Origin of the sequence: Mycobacterium sp. 141 (genome assembly GCF_000382405.1) — a bacterium.
Lineage (GTDB): Bacteria > Actinomycetota > Actinomycetes > Mycobacteriales > Mycobacteriaceae > Mycobacterium.
Genome location: NZ_KB908256.1, coordinates 1 through 19,734, shown reverse-complemented (window position 1 = coordinate 19,734; position 19,734 = coordinate 1). Strand labels below are relative to the sequence as shown.

The following is a 19,734-nucleotide window of genomic DNA, read 5'->3' as shown; positions in this document are numbered from 1 at the left end:
CAGCGCACGCGAGGAGCAGAAGTCAGCGTGCCCTGGTCAGTCGACGGTCCACGTGTCTTTGCCGCGCAGCAGCTCTTGCAAGGCGGCAGCGTCATGCGGTTTGGCGTCGCGTGCCGAGCTGACCTGCTGACGGGCAGCGTCGTCATAGGTCGGCTTGCTGACCATCCGGAAGATGCCCGTCACCATGTGGTCGAGGTTCTGCTCACTCAACCGCGACAACGCGAACGCATACGCCGGGTCTTCAACGTGTGCGTCGTGCACCACGATCTGTTCGGTGGCCACATCGGCGGTCTTGGCCACTTCGAGGCCATAGCCAGACTGGACCACGCAGTACTCACCGTCGGCGCCGAAGGTGATCGGCTCGCCGTGCCGCAGGTTGATCAACCGGTCCTCGGCGCCCTCCTTGCGAAGCGCGTCGAACGAGCCGTCGTTGAAGATCGGGCAGTCCTGCATGATCTCGACCAGCGCCGCACCGCGGTGGGCCGCGGCGGCACGCAGCACCTCGGACAGGCCCTTACGGTCGGAGTCCAGTGCGCGGCCGACGAACGTCGCCTCGGCGCCAAGGGCCAGCGAAACCGGGTTGAACGGGTAGTCCAGCGAGCCCATCGGCGTCGACTTGGTGATTTTGCCGATCTCCGACGTCGGCGAGTACTGACCCTTGGTGAGGCCGTAGATCCGGTTGTTGAACAGCAGGATCGTGATGTTCATGTTGCGGCGCAGCGCGTGGATCAGGTGGTTGCCGCCGATCGACAGCGCGTCGCCGTCCCCGGTGACGACCCACACCGACAGGTCCGGCCGGGCCAGCGCCAGGCCGGTCGCGATGGTCGGGGCACGACCGTGGATCGAGTGGAAGCCGTAGGTCTCCAGGTAGTACGGGAACCGGCTGGAGCAGCCGATGCCGCTGATGAACGCGATGTTCTCGCGGCGCAGGCCCAACTCTGGCAAAAAGTTGCGGATGGTGTTGAGGATGACGTAGTCACCGCACCCGGGGCACCAGCGGACCTCCTGGTCGCTGGTGAAGTCCTTGCCTTTCTGAGGCGTGTCGGTGGTAGGCACCAGGGCCGTCTTGTTCAGGGCCGTCAGGCCGAGATCCCTGTGGTCCGCACCGATAATCTGGGCCGCTGCGCGATCCGCTTCGCTTCTCGCTATTGCCGATGCGCGATCCGCTTCGCTTCTCGCTGTTGTCATGCGCTCGCTCCCACAGACTCGACAGTAGCCGCCGCCAACCGCGCGAACTTGGCCTTGTCACTTTCCTTTTCACCCAATGAGCCGTCCAGGGCGGCGTCGATGATGCCCTCGACCTCATCACCGAGGAAAGCCATACCCTCCACCTTCGTCACCGACTGAATGTCGACCAGGTATTTGCCTCGCAGCAGCAGCGCAAGCTGACCGAGGTTCATCTCCGGCAGCACCACATTCGGGTAGCGCTTCAGTACCTCGCCGAGGTTGGCCGGGAACGGGTTGAGGTAGCGCAGATGCGCCTGAGCGACCTTGATGCCCTTGCGCCGGGCGCGGCGGCAGGCCTCCCCGATCGGTCCGTAGCTGCTGCCCCAGCCCAGCATCAGCAGTTCCGCGTCGCCGCTGGGATCGTCAACCTCGAGATCGGGCACCGCGATGCCGGCGACCTTCTCCTGACGCAACCGGACCATCAGATCGTGGTTCTTCGGTTCGTAAGAGATGTTGCCCGACCCATTGGCCGCCTCAAGCCCACCGATGCGGTGCTCAAGGCCGGGAGTGCCCGGCACGGCGAACTGCCGCGCCAACGTCTCCGGGTCACGGGCGTAGGGCTGGAACGGCTTGCCTTCCTCGGCGAAGGTGTGCTCGATCGGTGGGTAGGCGGTGACGTCGGGGATACGCCACGGTTCCGAGCCGTTGGCGACTGCGCCGTCGGAGAGGACGATCACCGGGGTGTGGTAGTGCACCGCGATACGCGCGGCCTCGACCGCAATTTCGAAGCAGTCAGACGGGGACCGGGGTGCCAGCACCGCGACCGGCGACTCACCGTTGCGGCCGAACATCGCCTGCAGCAGATCGGCCTGCTCGGTCTTGGTCGGCAAGCCTGTCGACGGGCCACCGCGCTGCACATCGATGACGATCAGCGGCAGTTCGGTCATCACCGCAAGGCCAATGGCCTCGGACTTCAGCGAGACGCCCGGGCCTGATGTGCTGGTGACACCCAGCGCGCCGCCATACGAGGCCCCGATGGCCGCACCGATGCCGGCGATCTCGTCCTCGGCCTGGAAGGTCAGCACATTGAAGTTCTTGTGCTTGGACAGCTCGTGGAGGATGTCCGACGCCGGCGTGATCGGGTAGGTGCCAAGCACCACCTGGATATCGGCGAGCTGGCCGGCCGCGACGATGCCGTATGCAAGCGCCGTGTTGCCCGAGATCTGCCGGTACTCGCCGGCAGCGAGCTTGGCCGGCGAGACCTCGTACGTGGTCGCGAATGCCTCGGTCGTCTCGCCGTAATTCCAGCCGGCCTTCAGGGCCAGCACGTTGGCGTCGGCGATTTCAGGCTTGCCGGAGAACTTCTCCCGGATGAAGTTCTCGCTGTGCTCCAGCTCGCGGCCGTACATCCACGACAGCAGCCCGAGCGCGAACATGTTCTTGGCGCGCTGGCCGTCCTTCTTCGTGGCGCCGATCGCCTCGACCGCTCCCAGCGTCAGGGTGGTCATCGCGACCGACTGCACGACGTAGTCGGAGAGCTCGTCGGTCTCGAGCGGGTTGGTGTCGTAGCCGACCTTGGCCAGGTTGCGCTTGGTGAACTCATCAGAGTTGGCGATGATCAGGCCGCCGTGCGGAAGATCGGAAACGTTGGCCTTGAGTGCGGCCGGGTTCATCGCGACTAGCACGTCGGGACGATCACCGGCGGTGAGGATGTCGTAATCGGCGATCTGGATCTGGAACGACGACACACCGGGCAGCGTGCCCTGTGGTGCGCGGATCTCGGCCGGGTAATTCGGTTGGGTGGCAAGGTCATTGCCGAAGAGCGCCGCCTCGGAGGTGAAGCGGTCACCGGTCAGCTGCATACCGTCGCCGGAGTCACCGGCGAACCGGATGACTACCTTCTCCAGTTTTTGCCTCGGTGCGGCGCCGTTGCCGTTTCCGTTGTCACCCACGGCTCCCGCCTTTCACGCTGTTCGGCCGCCTAGCCGTGTCGCTGCCCTCTCAGACGCGCCGCTGGTTCGACGTCCACCAAAATTTTGATGTCACTAGCAGTACCGATTATTGCACTGCTCTTAGGTTGTCCTTTACCGCGGCCCTGCCCGACACGCGGGCGATAAATCGCCGAAGGCGCTGATCAGTGACGTGTAGCAGACCAAGATGAGACAGCATTGTGGTTTTCATCACCTTGGCGAGAATGTCATTCTCTAAGAACGGCTACCGATGAGTAGCTCCGGGCCAGCACTCGGCCAGGACACCACACCTACAGTTCGGGTGCGATCCGCACCCGCTTGTCGAGTTCCTGAGCGACGAGCTCACTGGCCAGTTCAGCGGCCCGGGAGGCACATGCACCCACGGCCCTGTTGGCCACATAGCACGCGGTGAACATGTCCCCGGCCCCTGTGCTCTGCACCCCCATCACCCGCCAGGCTGCGGGCACCCGCACGACAGCTCCTTCGGAATAGATGTCACAGCCCTCCGAGCCGTAGGTCACCACGATCTCCGGCACACCGAGCCTCTCAGCGATTGCCGCATCGAACGGACCGTCGGCGACGATCACCGCCTCATCCTCGGCCAGTTTGAGCACGTCGAGGTGACGTAGCAGCTCGGGCGAGAAGTTTCGGTCCTGGACCAGCGGGCCCAGCCGGTCGGCCCGCACCAACCCTTGGCCGTCGTAGGCGATGCGTTGCCCACGGGCAGCCAGATGAGCCAGGGTTGCTGCGGGGAAATCGGTGCGCAGCAGCGGGGCCAGGTGGACCCAGGTGGTCTGCGGGTCGGCGGTGTCGATGTCGGCCGGAGTCCACACGGGCCCGAGCGCATCGACCGACATGCGCCGGTGATCGGTGTCGTCGTAGTCGAGGCGGAAACCGCTCGTGCGGTCGGCCGGCAGAAACCGCACCATCGATCCGAAGCGGTCCAGCACGTCACCGAACAACTCATGGTCGGCCTCGGCTCCCATCGCCACGATGCGCCGCATCCCGGCGGCTGACTCCAGCGCCACCCCGGCGAACGACGCACAACCGCCCGGGCTGGGTGACGAACCGTCGATGATGTCGATCGCCAGATTGCCCAACACTGTCACGCCCGGGACGAGCTGTTTCGGCATCGAACGAGTCTCCCGGTGCTGGTCGGTGTGGTCTGAGCGCACGCCCATGGCCATGCGGCGAAATGGTAGCGGGACCGCGCAGCGTCCGGACGGAACCCGTGGTGTATCCGGGTAGGACTAGGTTGGAAACGTGACTGGGAGCAGGCCGCCGTGGGCCGGGTAACCACACGCCGCCGCGCCGCTCATTTGAACGCGTCCGGGGTGGAGCGGCGGGCCGAGACGCTCGTCGTCGAAGAACCCTTGGAGATCCGGGTCGACGGCACACCCATCACCGTCACCATGCGGACACCCGGCTCGGATATCGAACTGGCCCAAGGCTTTCTGCTCACCGAGGGACTTATCGGGAATCGCGATGATGTGCTGACCGTGCGGTACTGTCGGGGCGCCACCGAGAACGGCGTCAACACCTACAACGTGCTCGATGTGACCTTGGCTCCGCATGTCCCGCCTCCTGCTGTCGACATCACCCGCAACTTCTACACCACGTCCTCATGTGGGGTGTGCGGCAAAGCATCACTGGAGGCGGTGCGGCTGATCAGCCGATACTGCCCCGGCGACGATCCGTCCGCGGTCTCCGCCGACGCGCTGTCGGCCATGCCACCCCGGCTGCGGAAAGCCCAGAAGATTTTCGCCACCACCGGCGGCCTGCACGGGGCTGCCCTGTTCACCACCGATGGCGCCATGTTGGTGGTGCGCGAGGACATCGGCCGGCACAACGCAGTCGACAAGGTGATCGGCTGGGCGCTCGAACAGAACCGCATACCACTGACAGGCACCGTGCTCCTGGTCAGCGGCCGAGCCTCGTTCGAACTGACGCAGAAGGCCGTGATGGCAGGTATCCCCATCCTCGCCGCAGTGTCCGCGCCGTCCTCACTGTCTGTCGACCTCGCCAGTCAATCGGGCCTGACCCTGGTCGCGTTCCTGCGGGGCGAGTCGATGAACGTCTACACCCGCGCTGACCGAGTGACCTCCTGAATACTTCGTCGAAAATGCGCTGAGGGTCGTGATCCGGTTGGAATCACGACCCTCAGGGCAATCTCGCGGAGAGAAAACTATGCGGTCTTGTCGCGGCGCTCTGCCCGCGACGGCTTGCGCGGCACGATGGTCGGAAGCACGTTGTCCTGCACGGTCTCCTTGGTGACGACAACCTTGGCGACGTCGTCGCGGCTGGGGATGTCGTACATGACCGGCAGCAGCACCTCTTCCATGATGGCGCGCAGGCCGCGGGCGCCGGTGCCGCGGTGAATCGCCTGATCGGCGATGGCTTCCAGCGCCTCGTCGGTGAACTCCAACTCGACGCCGTCCATCTCGAACAGCCGCACGTACTGCTTGACCAGCGCGTTCTTGGGTTCGGAGAGGATCTTGACCAGCGACTCCTTGTCGAGGTTGGTCACCGAGGCCACGACCGGCAAGCGGCCGATGAACTCGGGGATGAGCCCGAACTTGATCAGGTCCTCGGGCATCACCTCGGCGAAATGATCCTGGGTGTCGATCTCGGCCTTGGACCGCACCTCGGCGCCAAAGCCCAAGCCGCGCTTACCAACCCGGTCAGAGACGATCTTCTCCAGCCCGGCGAACGCGCCCGCGACAATGAACAGCACGTTGGTGGTGTCGATCTGGATGAATTCCTGATGCGGATGCTTGCGACCGCCCTGCGGTGGCACCGAAGCCTGGGTGCCTTCGAGGATCTTCAGCAACGCCTGCTGGACGCCCTCGCCGGAGACGTCGCGGGTGATCGATGGGTTCTCGCTCTTGCGGGCGATCTTGTCGACCTCGTCGATGTAGATGATGCCGGTCTCGGCCCGCTTGACGTCGTAATCGGCGGCCTGGATCAGCTTGAGCAGGATGTTTTCGACGTCCTCGCCGACATACCCGGCCTCGGTCAGCGCCGTCGCATCCGCAATCGCGAACGGGACGTTGAGCATCTTGGCCAGCGTCTGGGCCAGATACGTCTTACCGCAGCCGGTGGGCCCCAGCATCAGGATGTTCGACTTGGTCAGCTCTACGGGCTCGGAGCGCGAGTCGCGGGACTTCTCCCCCGCCTGAATGCGCTTGTAGTGGTTGTAGACAGCCACCGCCAGAGTCCGCTTCGCGGTGTCCTGACCGATCACGTAGCCCTCGAGGAACTCGCGGATTTCCGCGGGTTTGGGCAACTCGTCGAGCTTGACGTCGTCAGCGTCGGCGAGCTCCTCCTCGATGATCTCGTTACACAGGTCGATGCACTCATCGCAGATGTAGACGCCGGGACCCGCGATGAGCTTCTTGACCTGCTTTTGACTCTTTCCACAGAACGAGCACTTCAGCAGATCACCGCCGTCTCCGATGCGCGCCATTCGGGGGGTCCTACTTCCTGTTGACGGTCAGTCGTTTCGCCATTCCGAGGGTTTCCCCGGGCGTTAACCCGACGCTACCCGTTCGCTCCTCCGCGGTGCGACCGATAAAGCCGAATCGCGTCGGTGATATTTACCTGTGCAGGAGAACATATCGTCTCCTGCGGCCTACCACCCGTCAGCGCGCTGACTGTTTCTCGGGCGTGTCGCTGCCGAGACGATCGGTCGGGTTACGACTTCTGCGCCGACAACTTCCGGTACTCCAGCACCGTGTCGATGATGCCGTAGTCCTTGGCCTGCTCGGCGGTGAGAATCTTGTCGCGATCGGTGTCCTTGCGGATGATCTCGGGATCCTTGCCGGTGTGCCGCGCCAGCGTGGTCTCCATCAACGTACGCATGCGCTCGATCTCGGCGGCCTGGATCTCCAGATCGGAGAACTGGCCCTGGATGACGCCACCGAGCGAGGGCTGGTGGATGAGCACGCGGGCGTTCGGCAGGGCGAGACGCTTACCAGGAGTGCCGGCGGCGAGCAGCACCGCGGCGGCCGACGCGGCCTGACCCAGGCACACGGTCTGGATGTCGGCCCGCACGTACTGCATGGTGTCGTAGATGGCCATCAGCGACGTGAACGAACCACCCGGCGAATTGATGTACATGGTGATGTCGCGGTCGGGATCCAGCGACTCCAGGACCAACAGCTGCGCCATGATGTCATTGGCCGACGCGTCGTCCACCTGCACGCCGAGGAAGATGATGCGCTCCTCGAACAGCTTGTTGTAGGGGTTGGACTCCTTGACGCCGAAGCTGGAGTGCTCGATGAACGACGGCAGGATGTAGCGGGCCTGCGGCTGAAGGCGGGGATCGGTGTGGTCGGTCATTTGTCTAGTCCTGCTCCCGGTCCGGTGCCGTTGACGTTGGCGCTGGTGATGATGTGGTCGACAAAGCCGTACTCGAGGGCCTCCGGCGCAGTGAACCAGCGGTCGCGGTCGGAATCGGCCTCAATGCGCTCGATCGTCTGCCCGGTGAACTCGGCGTTGAGCCGGAACATCTCCTTCTTGATGACCGCGAACTGCTCGGCCTGGATCGCGATGTCGGCCGCGCTGCCCGTGACACCGCCGAGCGGCTGGTGCATCAGGATGCGGGCGTGCGGCAGCGCGTAACGCTTGCCCTTCGTGCCGGCGGCGAGCAGAAATTCACCCATCGACGCGGCCATGCCCATGGCGTAGGTCGCGATGTCGCACGGCGCCAGCACCATGGTGTCGTAGATCGCCATGCCGGCGCTGATCGAGCCGCCGGGCGAGTTGATGTAGAGGTGGATGTCCTTGGTCGGATCCTCCGCCGACAGCAGCAGAATCTGCGCACACAGCTTGTTGGCAATGTCGTCGTCAACTTGGGAGCCCAGGAAGATGATCCGCTCGGCGAGCAAGCGCTCATAGACGGAGTCGACGAGGCTGAACCCGCTCCCGTTCGAACGCATGTCAGTCACGACTGGATACCTGCTTTCTCTTACGTCTTGGTACTGACGACATTAACCAAACCGCGCGGCCACGCAGTCCCTGACAGGGGCGCGTTCGCTCACAGCGTCACTCGGCGCTGTCGGCGTCCTTTTCGGCCTCGACGCTGCTGTCCTCGACACCCTCGGCCTGCTCGCCACCAGTCGGTCCGAAGTACTCCGTGGTGTCGACAACAGTGCCGTCGGTGTCGGTGACAGTGGCGGCATGCACCACAGCGGCGATGGTCAGCCCGCGGCGTACATCGGCGAACATCGCCGGCAGCTGGTTGTTCTGCTGCAGGATCTGGACCAGTTGCTGCGGCTCCATGCCGTACTGACGCGACATGAGCACCAAGCGCTCCGTGAGGTCGTTCTGACCCACCTGGATGCCGAGCTTGTCGGCCAGCGCATCGATCAGCAACTGGGTCTTGACGACCTTTTCCGCGTTGGTGCGGTTGTGGTCGTCGAATTCCTCACGGCTGCTGCCCTGTTCGGTCAACTGCTCGGCGAAGCGGTCCTCGTCGTGTTCGAAACCGTGGATCGCGCTGTGCAGGGTGTCGTCGATATGGGCCTGCACGATCTTCTCCGGCAGCGGCACCTCAGTCTGCTCCAGCAGCTCCTCGAGCGCCCTGTCGCGGATCTCCTCGGCCTGCTGCATGCTCTTGGCGCGCTTCACCTGATCGACGAGGCTGCTCTTGAGTTCCTCGAAAGTGTCGAATTCGCTTGCCAGCTGAGCGAATTCGTCATCGGGCTCGGGAAGCTCGCGCTCTTTGACCGACTTTACGGTCACGGTCACCTCGGCGTCCTTGTCGGCATGTTCGCCGGCGAGCAGCTTGGTGGTGAACACTTTGGACTCGCCTGCCTTGAGGCCAATGACGGCGTCGTCGAGACCGTTGATCAGTTGGCCGGAGCCGACCTCGTGCGACATCCCCTCGGTCTTGGCCTCCGGCACGTCCTCGCCGTCGACGGTGGCCGACAGGTCGATGGAGACGAAGTCGCCCTCCTGCGCCGCGCGATCGACACCGGTCAGGGTGCCGAACCGGGCCCGCAGCGACTGCAGCTCGGCGTCGACCTCCTCATCGGTGACCTCGATCGGGTCAACGGTGATCTTCAGCGCTTCCAGGTCGGGCAGCGTGATCTCCGGGCGGACATCCACCTCGGCGGTGAACACCAGCTCGTGGCCGTCCTCCAGCTTGGTGACCTCGATGTCGGGCTGGCCCAGCGGCTTGACGTCAGACGTCGTCACAGCCTCGCTGTAGCGGCTCGGCAACACTTCGTTGACAACCTGCTCCAGCACGGCGCCCCGACCGATGCGGGCCTCGAGCAGCTTGCGCGGCGCCTTGCCCGGACGGAAGCCTGGCAGCCGGACCTGCTTGGCAAGCTCCTTGAAAGCACGGTCGAAGTCTGGCTCCAGTTCGGTGAAGGGCACCTCCACATTGATGCGCACCCGCGTGGGGCTCAACTGCTCGACCGTGCTCTTCACTCTTGTCACTCCTAGATAGTTCTGTCGTACTGGCGGGCGAGTCGGGGTGACAGGATTTGAACCTGCGGCCTTCCGCTCCCAAAGCGGATGCGCTACCAAGCTGCGCTACACCCCGTCTGTTCGGCAGGCAAAAGCCGCGAACGGACCACGCGAGATACTACGGGCTCACCGGACAAAGCCTTCAATTGGATTTGATTCGGGGCGCACCGGTACAGTCTCCTGTGCTGCACACGCGGGCGTAGCTCAATGGTAGAGCCCTAGTCTTCCAAACTAGCTACGCGGGTTCGATTCCCGTCGCCCGCTCCCCTGGTCAGAGGGCGTTTTCGCCCTCTGACCTTTTTCTTCCCAGAGGCCTGCGCCCCTCGTGTGACTCTCCTGTCCCGGCCGGATATAAAATATATAGATTTTCTATGTATATAGTTGGCACGAATAACGCCCGAGCCGTACGGTGCTCGAATCGCCGCAAAGCCTCCACGCTAACCCTTTGTGATTGGGCAAAGCCTTTTCACCGTTCGCACGAGTCATACCCTCAGTGAGTCCAACCTCGTTGGCGATCAGCTCGCGCAGATCAGGCAAGCGCACACGTCGAAGTGCCGTAGGGCCGCGATCCACCGAAGAGCCGACGCAGCAATCCCGCACCAATGTGCCCACTCGCACGCCACTTCTCCGTATGCTATTGCCGGTCGCGGGTGAAAATTTCCAGTGGGGAGTGACATGCGTGTGAATGCGGGTTCCAAGTTCTTGGCCACTGCCGCCGTCGCCGGCGCCAGTGCCTTGGCGATCACCAGCGCCGCCTCAGTGCCGGAGGTCGACCAGCGGCATATGGCTCGATACGAGGTCAACCTGACCGCCCAACCAGCGCCCGGCGCACTCATTTCGCGAACACTGCTCAATCAAGTCGAAAACTTTCAGCTGCAGCTGCCATTCATCTTCGTCGGCACCATCGGCGGGAACACCGCCGCCGTGCTGGCCCCGCTGACCTTCGCCCAGGCGCTGGCAGACGGGACCCCCCCGCTGCAGTCCATCGGCATCGCGGGTTCGTCGGTCACCGGTGTCGTCAGTTACGCGTGGAACAATCTGGTCTCCACCGACGCGTTTCAGATCGTGCCGAGGACGCAGAACTCTTTGGCCAACATCGTGCTCGCCGGGATCAGGCTCGGGGAGGCAATCGTCATCCCGACCGACGGCATCTCCGGGATCATCAGCACGGCGGCAAACGGGCGACTCGACATCTTCAACGCCCTCAGCCAGCCCTTGCCGGCCGAGCCGGTGCCGCCCGGCAGCGATGAGGCCAGCACGATCCCGCCGACCAGCGAGTTGACCCTGCCCGAGGTCATCGGCGTCGAAGCAGTCAACGTCTTCTCCGCGACCATCCTGCAAGCGACGTCCTTCGCCCTGCTCGGTTGGATCGACGCACCGAACCAGTTCTACATGACCCTGGCGCAGACCGGCGATCCGGTCCAAGCGCTGACCAACGCCGGCGCACGCTTCGTCCAGGGATTCAGCGACGCGGGCAACATCGTCGGCATGGCGGTCGACACCGCGGTAAAGAACATCGAGGAGGCGGCCGGTCGCACCGATTTCACCCCAGCCGTCAGTTCGCAGGTAGCGGAGTCCTCGCCCGATCAGGAGTCACCGGCGGTGGAACTCAAAGCGGGAGCCAGCAAGGAGCCGGCCGGTCGCACCGATTTCACCCCGGCCGTCAGTTCACAGGTACCGGAGTCCACACCCGATCAGGATCCGTCGGCGGTCGAGTCCTCGCCCGATCAGGAGTCACCGGCAGTGGAACTCAAAGCGGGAGCCAGCAAGGAGCCGGATATCGAGGCCGATCGACGACCGCTGGTGCGCCCGTCGCTCAAGGCCGTGGTCGGATCACCAAGCCTGGCAATTCCGTCACTGGGTCAGGGGTCGCTGCCCTCGGTTGTCCGCCCCTCCCCGTCATCGCGGGCGCAGACGCCGTCGATCACCGCGCGGCTCAAGGACGTTACCGACAACATCTCCCACGCGGTGCGGGGTGGGATTCCCGGTGGCCCGGGCAAGGACTCGGATAAGACACGTTGAACCCGTCCTCGCCGAGCGAGTGTGCGTCAGCGGTAAAGAAGTGGCGTATTTTTCGCCATGGACGCCCGCGCTGCTTCGCTAGATGCTCCTTGCGGATCGCATCGACCACGCTCGGCGGCAACCCCAAGACCTGAAACGTCGACCGCTCCGCCGGTTTCTCCAATCGGTAACCGTCCTTGGTGACTGCGAACTTCGACCACGCCGACTGGCATCAGCGTCGAACCGCCACGGCCCGCGAGCGCGGCGAAGGTGTCGACTTCGGGGAAAGCATTGGACCCACATCGCGAGTCAGCACGGACCCTCTCGACAAACGCCGAACCCGAATCGCAATCCAACCGCAACAGACCCTAAGCCTCTGACGCTCGGTCTCAACAGGCAGCATCCGTACGATCGAAGCTCCAGCAGCGGCCGCATCGTCAGGAGGCTCGTGAACTACCACCCGCGTATCTCCGCCGACGGCTTCTGCGCCACGAAATTCAACAAGGTGCGCGAGGCTTTTGAGGCAAACTTCCGCGACCGCAACGAAATCGGCGCCGCAGTCGCCGTTTGGGTCGACGGCGATCTCGTCGTCAACCTCTGGGGCGGCACCGCCAACATCGACAGCCGACACCCCTGGCGCCGCAACACCCTCGCCAGCATTTTCTCCGGCTCAAAAGCGTTGACCAGCACGTGCATACACCTTCTCGCCGATCGCCGCGAACTGAACCTCGACGACCCCGTTGCCGACTACTGGCCAGAGTTCGCACAAGCCGGCAAACAGGACATCACCATCGCCATGGTGATGGGCCATCGCGCCGGCGTGATTGGCCCGCGCACCCGCCTCACACCCGGAGAGACGCTCGACTGGGACGCCGTCTGTGCGCACATCGCCAAGGCCGAACCCTGGTGGGAGCCCGGCACCGCACAGGGGTACCACATGGTCACCTTTGGCTTCATCCTCGGCGAGCTCGTCCGCCGCGTCACTGGGCGCAGCCTCGGCCAGTACCTCCGTACCGAGATCGCCGAGCCGCTCGGCATCGACGTCCACATCGGCCTCCCGAAAGCCCACCACCACCGCTGCGCCGTCATGGTCAACAAACCCCACATCCGCGATGTGCTGGCAGCCGGCCAAGCCCCCGGCCATCCGACCAGCATCAGCGAACATCCGATGGCCGCGTTCTCCGTCGCCATGGGCTTCGTCCCCGACGACGAACTCGGCTCCAACGACATCATCGCCTGGCGCACAGCCGAATTCCCCGCCACCAACGCGCACGTATCCGCAATCGGTCTCGCGACCTTCTACAACGCGCTCGCCCAAGGCAAGCTGCTCACATTCGAACACATGGAGAAATGCCGGATCTCGCAGGGCGGCTTCGACACCGACGTCGTCTTAGGCCCCCGCGTCGCCGACCACGGCTGGGGCCTGGGCTACATGCTCAACCAACGCGGCGTCAACGGTCCCAACAAGAAGACTTTCGGCCACGGCGGATCCGGCGGCAGCTTCGGCTTCGTCGACCTCGAACACCGCATCGGCTATGCCTACGTCATGAACAACTTCGACGCCACCAAGTGCAACGCCGACCCCCGCAGTGTCGCTCTGTCCGACGAGGTGTACTCCGCTCTCGGCGTAATCTGACAGACTTTCGCGCACCCGTTTTCGTCGTTTCCGGTCGGTACCCTGGACGCCATGAACAGCGTCCTGCTGGTACTCATCGTCCTCGTCATCGCCGCGATAGCGTTCACCCTCTTCAGCTCCTCGAAAGCGGCAGGACGGCGCACCGAGGAATCCCTCGCCGACGCCAAGGCCGACGCGCGTCGCCTCATCGAGCGGCTCGGCGGCCAGGTGCTGAACCTAACCGGCACCGACGACGCGTCGAAGCAAGCGCTCGCCGATGCGTCAGAGCGCTACACCGCCGCGTCCTCGCAGATCGACCAGGCAACCACGGCCAAGCAAGCCGCGCTTGCCAAGGAGAGCGCGATCGAGGGCCTCTATTACGTGCGCGCCGCGCGAACCGCGATGGGCATAGATCCGGGCCCCGAGCTGGAGACCCTGGCCGGTCAGCGGTCGGCGGGCGCAGTCACCGAGGACCGCACGATCAACTTCGAGGGCCGCCAGCTCGAGGCCTCCCCCACCCCCTCGCAGCGCACCCCGAACTACTACCCGGGCGGCCGCGTGGCCGGCCGGCCCGTGCCTGCCGGGTGGTATTCCGAGCCGTGGTGGAAGACCGCGCTGGTGGCCGGCGCTTGGGGCGTGGGGTCGGTCCTGCTGTTCGACTCGTTGTTCGGCGGCATGCACGGGGTGAACTACGGTGCGCAGGGCTTTGAGAACGGCTACGGGGACGGCTACTCCGACGGATTCGCCGCGGGCCAGGACACCGGTGGGTATGACGCCGGTGGCCAGGACACCGGCGGCTACGACGGCAGCTCCGACCCCGGCGACTGGGGCGGCACCGACGCCGGCGGCTGGGATAGCGGCGGGTTCGACGGCGGCGGCTGGGACAGCGGCGGATTCGATTTTGGGGGCGGCGACTTCTGAGCTGTCAGAACCGGCTGTCCAGCCGCGCTGAAACCCCGGCCTCCTGCAGGTCGAGCCGCTCCAGCATGGCCCGCACCGCTTCGTCCTCGATGCGTCCGGCGTCCCGCTCGGCGATCAGCGCGCTCCGCTGTGCTGCGAGCAGTTTGCGGTAGAGCGCGGCGAACACTTCGGCCTGTTGGGTGTGGGCCTCCGGACCGGGCATTTCGTCGGCGTCCTGGGAATGGCGCGCGATGATATTGCCGATCTCGTCCAGCACGCGGGGATCCATGGGTACAGGAGGGTTCTCGCGGAAGTCCGCGAGCACGTCGTCGGCGACGGCGTGTACCACCAGCTCGGCCTTGAGTTCCTCTTCCCGGTCGACCTCGAGGTCGTCGCAGAACCGCGACAGATGCAGCCGTTGGATCAGCAGAGGCAATGACCACCCCTGGATCAACAGCGTGCCGACACTGACGACGAACGCTATGGCCTGAATGGTGGCCCGCTCCGGGAACGGTTCGCCGGTGGCCGTAGTCGCGGGGATCGCGGCAGCCGCGGCCAACGTGACCACTCCGCGCATGCCGGTCCAGGACACCACGACGCTCTCCCGCCAGGACAGCGGCCTGCGGTCGACGCGCGAGCGCCACTTGCCCATCCGGCTGCGCCGTGGGCTCGTACCCGGTGCGCGGCGCCCGACCTGTTCGAGAACCGGCCCACTCAACCGGTTCTCGACGTGCCGAAACAACTTGTTGCGGCCGAACATGATGAACACCGACAGTGGCCGGATCACCAGGACGATCAGCAGCACGATCGCCGACGCGATGCCGACCTCCACCAGTGATTCGTGCGCGTCGTTGAGGTGCACCAGCACAAATCGCAGGTGCAGGCCGATGTAGGCGAAGACGAACGCCTCCAGCAGCACGTCGACCGAGTTCCACACGTACCGTTCCTGCAATCGGGTCTGATAGCCGGCACCGAGCGAACCGTGGCCGACTACGAATCCGGCCACGACAACCGCCAGTACGCCGGAGGCGTGCAGTTCCTCGGCCGCGATGTACGCCGCGAACGGCACCACCAGGCCCTGGACCGTCTCCAGGCCCGGGTTGGCCAGCCGGCGTCGGATCCACAACGTCACGTAGCCCATCAGGGCACCCACCAGCGGACCCACCACTGCGCTGAAGGCGAACAGCAGGAACGGGTCTTCGATGAACGTGTGGGTTCCCGCGACCTGGGCGACCGCGATGGTGAACAAGGTCAGAGCCGCGGCATCGTTGATCAGGCTCTCGCCGGTCAGGATCGCCATGACCCGTTTCGGCAGGCCCAGCTTGCGGCCCACCGCAACCGCGGTGACCGCGTCCGGGGGCGCCACGATCGCCCCGAGGATCAGAGCCAGCCCAAAGGTCAGCGGCACCAACACCAACCACGACGACACCGCAGCCACGGTGAACGCTGTCACCACCACCAAACCGACTCCGAGACCCAGGATCGGCCGGATATTGCGCAGGAATGTCGGAAACGAGAATCCGAGCGCCGCCGAGTACAGCAGCGGCGGCAGCACCACGGTCAGCAGGATGTGTGAATCGAGTTCAGGGGGCTCGAAATCCGGGAAAAAGGACACCGCGATGCCGACGACCACGATGATCAGGGCAGGTTCCAGTCCGCGCCGGTGAGCGATAGCTGTGACAACGATGGCTCCGACGACGACGAGGATCAATTCCACCCGTCGATTGTCCCGGGGCGGACGCGTTGACGCGGCGCTACTTCTGGCAGGAGGGACACCAGAAGAGGTTGCGACCCTCCAATTCGGCGGTACGCACCGTCGTTCCGCACACGCGGCACGCGTCTCCCGCCCGCCGGTAGACGTAGGTGCGGGGGCGACCGGGTCCGTATGCCGGGGCACCGTGGTCGTCCTCGGGCCGGATCACGACGATCTTGCCGCGACGCACACCGACCTTCATCAGCGCCACCAGGTCGGTCCACATGTCGGCGAATTCGTCCTGCCCGAGGTGAATGCCGAGCCGGTACGGGTCGATGCGGTGACGGAACAGCAGCTCACTTCGGTACACGTTGCCCACGCCGGCGATCACCGACTGATCCATCAGCAACGCACCAATTGGTCGGCGCGACCTGGCGATCCGCTTCCAGGCGAGTTCCGGATCGGCATCTGCGCGCAGCGGGTCCGGGCCGAGCTTCGCGACGACGTCAACGGTCTCGGGTTCGCCGATCACCTCACACACGGTCGGGCCGCGCAGGTCGGTGCCGTATTCCGCACCGATCATGCGCATCCGCACCTGCCCCACCGGCAGCGGCAACGGCACCGGTGTTTCCGTGAACGTTCCGTACAACCCCAGGTGGATATGGACGACGCGACCACCGTCGTAATGGTGGAACAAGTGCTTGCCCCACGCCTCGGATCTGCGTAGCACCCGTCCACTGACGTCGGCGGCGCCGTCGGCGAACCGGCCCTGTGGGCTGGACACGAGGACGGGCGCCCGGCCGAAGCGACGCTGATGTAGCCGGGCCAGCCGGTGCAGGGTGTGCCCTTCTGGCATGGCTCAGGCGGGAACGCTCGGGACCGGCGACGCGACGTGGTCCTTGTCCGCGGCGATATAGAACGCCAGATGGTCGTCGGCACCGAGGTACACGCGCATGCCGGTAACCCTAACCGGCTCTGAGTCAGCCGCAGTGAACCGGTCGCGCGAACTGACCAGGCCGGTGTACAGCGGGGGTTCACGTGCTATTCGCGCGTCGGCCACCTAAGTCGGTATTCGAATCTGACGGCTGTGCCGTCGGTGCTTTCATCGATTTCGATCTCCCGCTCAAGCTCGTACGGGATGGGGACGGCTCCATCACCGTAGGAAAGGCAGCCATGCCATTCCAGTTGGGCCGCCAAATGGCGCAGCTCGGCTGCCGCTTCCAAACGGTTCATCGCTCGGTATTGCTCATGAAGTTTTACATGTGACATCGGTGCGGCTCCTTCGGTCAGTCGCGGGTGAGCCGACGGTGGGTGATGCGATGGGGGCGGGCGGCTTCGGCGCCGAGTCTGGCGATTTTGTTCTGTTCGTAGCCGGCAAAGTTCCCTTCGAACCAATACCATTGCGAGGGAGCCGTTTCGGTGCCTTCCCAGGCCAGGATATGGGTGGCGACGCGGTCGAGGAACCAGCGGTCGTGGGCGGTGACGACGACGCAGCCGGGGAAGTCGATGATCGCGTTCTCCAGGGAGGCAAGGGTTTCGGTGTCCAGATCGTTGGTGGGCTCGTCGAGCAATAGCACGTTGCCGCCCTGCTTGAGGGTTAGGGCGAGGTTGAGCCGGTTGCGTTCCCCGCCGGAGAACAGCCGCGCAGGCTTTTGCTGATCGGGGCCCTTGAACCCGAACGCGGCTATGTAGGCGCGCGAGGGCACCTCCACCGACCCGATGTGCAGCAGATCGTCACCGCCGGAGACCACTTCCCAAGCGGTGCGGTCGGGATCGATATAGGCGCGGTTCTGGTCAACATAGGAGATGCGCGCCGTTTCGCCGATGCGGATGGTGCCGGTGTCGGGTTCCTCGTTTCCGGTGAGCATCTGAAACAAGGTGGTTTTGCCCACCCCGTTGGGGCCTATGATGCCGACAATTCCGTTGCGCGGCAACGAGAACGACAAGTCACTAAATAGTTCGCGCTCCGCGAACGCCTTGCTCACGTGCTCGACCTCGATAACCAAGCTACCCAGTCGTGGGCCCGGCGGTATGTGGATCTCGTCGAAGTCCAGCCGGCGGGTGTTGGCCGCATCGGCTGCCATTTCGTCGTAGCGGCGCAGCCGCGCGCTGCTTTTGGCTTGGCGTGCTTTGGCTCCCGACCGTACCCAGTCCAGTTCGCGTTGTAGCCGGCGCAGACGCTTGGCGTCCTTGCGGCCTTCCACCTGAAGACGTGCCGCCTTGGTATCCAGGTAGGTGGCGTAGTTGCCCTGATAGGGGTAGACGCGGCCGCGGTCGAGCTCGAGGATCCAGCCTGCGACATTGTCGAGGAAGTAACGGTCGTGCGTGACAGCGACCACGGTGCCCGGATAGCCGGCGAGGTGGGCTTCGAGCCATTGCACACTTTCGGCATCCAGATGGTTGGTCGGCTCATCAAGAAGCAGCAAGTCCGGCTGCGCTAACAGCAACCGGCACAACGCGACCCGGCGGCGTTCCCCGCCGGACAGTTCTCGCACGTCGGCATCGGCGGGCGGGCAGCACAACGCATCCATGGCCTGCTCCAGCCGCGCGTCGAGATCCCAGGCGTTGCGATGGTCCAATTGCTCCTGCAGTGAACCCATTTCGGCCATCAGCTCGTCGCTGTAATTATCGGCCAGACCCGCGGTGATCTCGGCGTAGCGGGTCAGCAACGCCTCGGTGTCGGCGACACCGGCGCGGACGTTGCCCAGCACGGTCTGGCTCTCATCGAGAACCGGCTCCTGCGGTAACAGCCCGACAGAAACGCCCGGGGCCGACCGCGCATCACCGTTCGATGGCTGTTCCAGTCCGGCCATCACCCGCAGCAGCGTCGATTTCCCGGCACCGTTGGGACCGAGGACGCCGATCTTGGCGCCCGGCAAGAACGACAGTGTGACGTCATCGAGGATGGCTTTGTCGCCACGTACCACACGCGCGCGGTTCAGCTGATAAATCCACTGCACGATGCCCTCCCTGCAGCTGTCGTTCGTCTGCAGGGACCATCGGCGAAACCCACTGTCGGGCCGCGGTTGGAGGCGGGTCCCACCGCCATGTCTGCATCGAGCCTAGCCCAGCCAGCCGCCGCGCTGCTAGTGTGAAAACCAGCCGCGGTACCCCGGTTTCGTGGTCGGCGATGAAGCTCCGCCACCGTTCGCGCCATCCGGCGCTGATGGCTTCTACCTTGCATGAATGTTCCGTTGCGAGACCATGTCTCGTGAGGCGAGGGAGAAGCCATGGACACTCGCAGTACCCCCGATATCGAGGTCGTCAAGGACGCCGAACGCACGCTGCACCGGGAAAAGTGGCGGGTCTGCGAGGAACGCGCCGCGGCGCGCCTGGCGCAGACATCGGCGGTGCGGTGGACCCGGCTGTTCCCGGAAAGTGCGGTCATCCAGGTGGTTGCCGTTGACGGTGTCGTGGTGGGCCGCGTCCGGCGCAACGGCAGCCGATGGATCGCGACCGGCACCGGGCAGCGAGGCCCGGTCGCCGATTGCGGCACCTTCCACGCCGCCGTCGTGGCATTGGCCTGCGAAGCGTCATCGTGGTGATCCGCATCGAATCGCGCTTGCCGACCCCACATGCGGTGCGTGGTGTCCGATGCCAAGTATCAGTAGCCGTCGGGGGCATGATCCGTATCGGATTCGTGCTAACCCTCGATCCACTGATGAACTGGCTGGTCGTGGGGTGTCGGAATGAGGAAAGTGCCTCTTGAGCTGGGAGGATTGGTGTTCTCTACGCATCAATCAGACCAGTTCAGAAAGGCACTTCCGGTGAAAGTGTCCCACAGGTTCACTGCGTCCTCGGCAGTCTTCGATGATGAGCGTCTGGTGTCGTGCGCGGGGCTGGTTCCGGTGATGACGTTGGCTGCTCAGACGGGACTGCCGAAACTGTTGGCTGACAAGGTGCATATCGCG

Annotated in this window: 16 protein-coding genes, 2 tRNA genes, 1 pseudogene and 1 riboswitch; of the genes and pseudogenes, 7 read left to right on the top strand and 12 right to left on the bottom strand. The window is 64.7% G+C overall.

The features are described from left to right. Positions 1-36: 36 nt before the first annotated feature. The 3 genes from H276_RS0102850 to H276_RS0102840 form a co-directional block, all read right to left on the bottom strand. Positions 37-1,188: a 2-oxoacid:ferredoxin oxidoreductase subunit beta gene (locus H276_RS0102850; protein ID WP_019969794.1), complete on the bottom strand. Its 1,152-nt coding sequence runs from the start codon at positions 1,186-1,188 to the stop codon at positions 37-39. Further along, positions 1,185-3,119 (bottom strand): 2-oxoacid:acceptor oxidoreductase subunit alpha, encoded by a 1,935-nt coding sequence (locus H276_RS0102845; protein WP_019969793.1) that lies wholly within the window; start codon positions 3,117-3,119, stop codon positions 1,185-1,187. The genes H276_RS0102850 and H276_RS0102845 overlap by 4 nt, the downstream gene beginning before the upstream one ends. Before the next feature lie 308 nt (positions 3,120-3,427). Beyond that, positions 3,428-4,246, bottom strand: coding sequence for a PfkB family carbohydrate kinase (locus H276_RS0102840; protein WP_026356523.1), 819 nt, complete (start codon positions 4,244-4,246; stop codon positions 3,428-3,430). 174 nt (positions 4,247-4,420) lie between these two features. Here H276_RS0102840 and fdhD point away from each other — a divergent pair, with 174 nt between their 5' ends. Further along, positions 4,421-5,245, top strand: coding sequence for a formate dehydrogenase accessory sulfurtransferase FdhD (gene fdhD / locus H276_RS0102835; protein ID WP_026356522.1), 825 nt, complete (start codon positions 4,421-4,423; stop codon positions 5,243-5,245). Positions 5,246-5,322: 77 nt separating this feature from the next. On the opposite strand, the gene clpX is transcribed toward fdhD, so the two are convergent. The 5 genes from clpX to H276_RS0102810 all read right to left on the bottom strand — a co-directional run bounded on the left by clpX (position 5,323) and on the right by H276_RS0102810 (position 9,690). Further along, on the bottom strand, positions 5,323-6,603 hold the full coding sequence (clpX, locus tag H276_RS0102830; RefSeq protein ID WP_019969790.1) for an ATP-dependent Clp protease ATP-binding subunit ClpX: 1,281 nt from the start codon (positions 6,601-6,603) through the stop codon (positions 5,323-5,325). Between the two features lie 227 nt (positions 6,604-6,830). Next, positions 6,831-7,478, bottom strand: a complete 648-nt coding sequence (gene clpP2, locus H276_RS0102825; protein ID WP_019969789.1) for an ATP-dependent CLP protease proteolytic subunit ClpP2 — start codon at positions 7,476-7,478, stop codon at positions 6,831-6,833. Beyond that, the gene (locus H276_RS0102820) at positions 7,475-8,077 is read right to left on the bottom strand and encodes an ATP-dependent Clp protease proteolytic subunit (RefSeq protein WP_018599225.1); all 603 of its coding nucleotides are present in this window, start codon (positions 8,075-8,077) and stop codon (positions 7,475-7,477) included. The genes clpP2 and H276_RS0102820 overlap by 4 nt, the downstream gene beginning before the upstream one ends. A gap of 106 nt (positions 8,078-8,183) precedes the next feature. Continuing rightward, positions 8,184-9,575, bottom strand: coding sequence for a trigger factor (gene tig / locus H276_RS0102815; RefSeq protein ID WP_019969788.1), 1,392 nt, complete (start codon positions 9,573-9,575; stop codon positions 8,184-8,186). Between the two features lie 41 nt (positions 9,576-9,616). Next, positions 9,617-9,690: transfer RNA gene (locus H276_RS0102810), tRNA-Pro, on the bottom strand. Positions 9,691-9,807: 117 nt separating this feature from the next. Between H276_RS0102810 and H276_RS0102805 the strand changes: the two genes are divergently transcribed. The 4 genes from H276_RS0102805 to H276_RS0102790 all read left to right on the top strand — a co-directional run bounded on the left by H276_RS0102805 (position 9,808) and on the right by H276_RS0102790 (position 14,151). Beyond that, positions 9,808-9,878: transfer RNA gene (locus tag H276_RS0102805), tRNA-Gly, on the top strand. A gap of 411 nt (positions 9,879-10,289) precedes the next feature. Further along, positions 10,290-11,636: a hypothetical protein gene (locus H276_RS0102800; RefSeq protein ID WP_019969787.1), complete on the top strand. Its 1,347-nt coding sequence runs from the start codon at positions 10,290-10,292 to the stop codon at positions 11,634-11,636. 427 nt (positions 11,637-12,063) lie between these two features. Then, positions 12,064-13,251, top strand: coding sequence for a serine hydrolase domain-containing protein (locus tag H276_RS0102795; RefSeq protein WP_019969786.1), 1,188 nt, complete (start codon positions 12,064-12,066; stop codon positions 13,249-13,251). A gap of 51 nt (positions 13,252-13,302) precedes the next feature. After that, positions 13,303-14,151, top strand: a complete 849-nt coding sequence (locus H276_RS0102790; protein WP_019969785.1) for a DUF1542 domain-containing protein — start codon at positions 13,303-13,305, stop codon at positions 14,149-14,151. A 4-nt stretch (positions 14,152-14,155) separates the two neighbouring features. On the opposite strand, the gene H276_RS0102785 is transcribed toward H276_RS0102790, so the two are convergent. The 4 genes from H276_RS0102785 to ettA all read right to left on the bottom strand — a co-directional run bounded on the left by H276_RS0102785 (position 14,156) and on the right by ettA (position 18,786). Further along, positions 14,156-15,847: a sodium:proton antiporter gene (locus tag H276_RS0102785; protein WP_019969784.1), complete on the bottom strand. Its 1,692-nt coding sequence runs from the start codon at positions 15,845-15,847 to the stop codon at positions 14,156-14,158. A 37-nt stretch (positions 15,848-15,884) separates the two neighbouring features. Beyond that, positions 15,885-16,679 carry an Fpg/Nei family DNA glycosylase gene (locus H276_RS0102780; RefSeq protein WP_019969783.1) on the bottom strand — a complete coding sequence of 265 codons (795 nt, stop codon included), beginning with the start codon at positions 16,677-16,679 and terminating at the stop codon, positions 15,885-15,887. Positions 16,680-16,864: 185 nt separating this feature from the next. Further along, entirely contained in the window at positions 16,865-17,092 is a 228-nt protein-coding gene (locus H276_RS0102770) for a hypothetical protein (RefSeq protein WP_155942930.1), read from the bottom strand. Between the two features lie 17 nt (positions 17,093-17,109). Continuing rightward, a complete protein-coding gene (gene ettA / locus H276_RS0102765; protein ID WP_026356521.1) occupies positions 17,110-18,786 on the bottom strand; it encodes an energy-dependent translational throttle protein EttA in 1,677 nt (558 codons plus the stop codon). 154 nt (positions 18,787-18,940) lie between these two features. Beyond that, positions 18,941-19,006, top strand: a riboswitch (Fluoride riboswitch). A 47-nt stretch (positions 19,007-19,053) separates the two neighbouring features. Between ettA and H276_RS0102760 the strand changes: the two genes are divergently transcribed. Together H276_RS0102760 and H276_RS24445 are read left to right on the top strand one after the other, a co-directional pair. Continuing rightward, positions 19,054-19,368, top strand: coding sequence for a hypothetical protein (locus tag H276_RS0102760; protein ID WP_019969779.1), 315 nt, complete (start codon positions 19,054-19,056; stop codon positions 19,366-19,368). Positions 19,369-19,590: 222 nt separating this feature from the next. Then, a pseudogene (locus H276_RS24445) lies at positions 19,591-19,734 on the top strand (IS1380 family transposase); the annotation flags it as partial.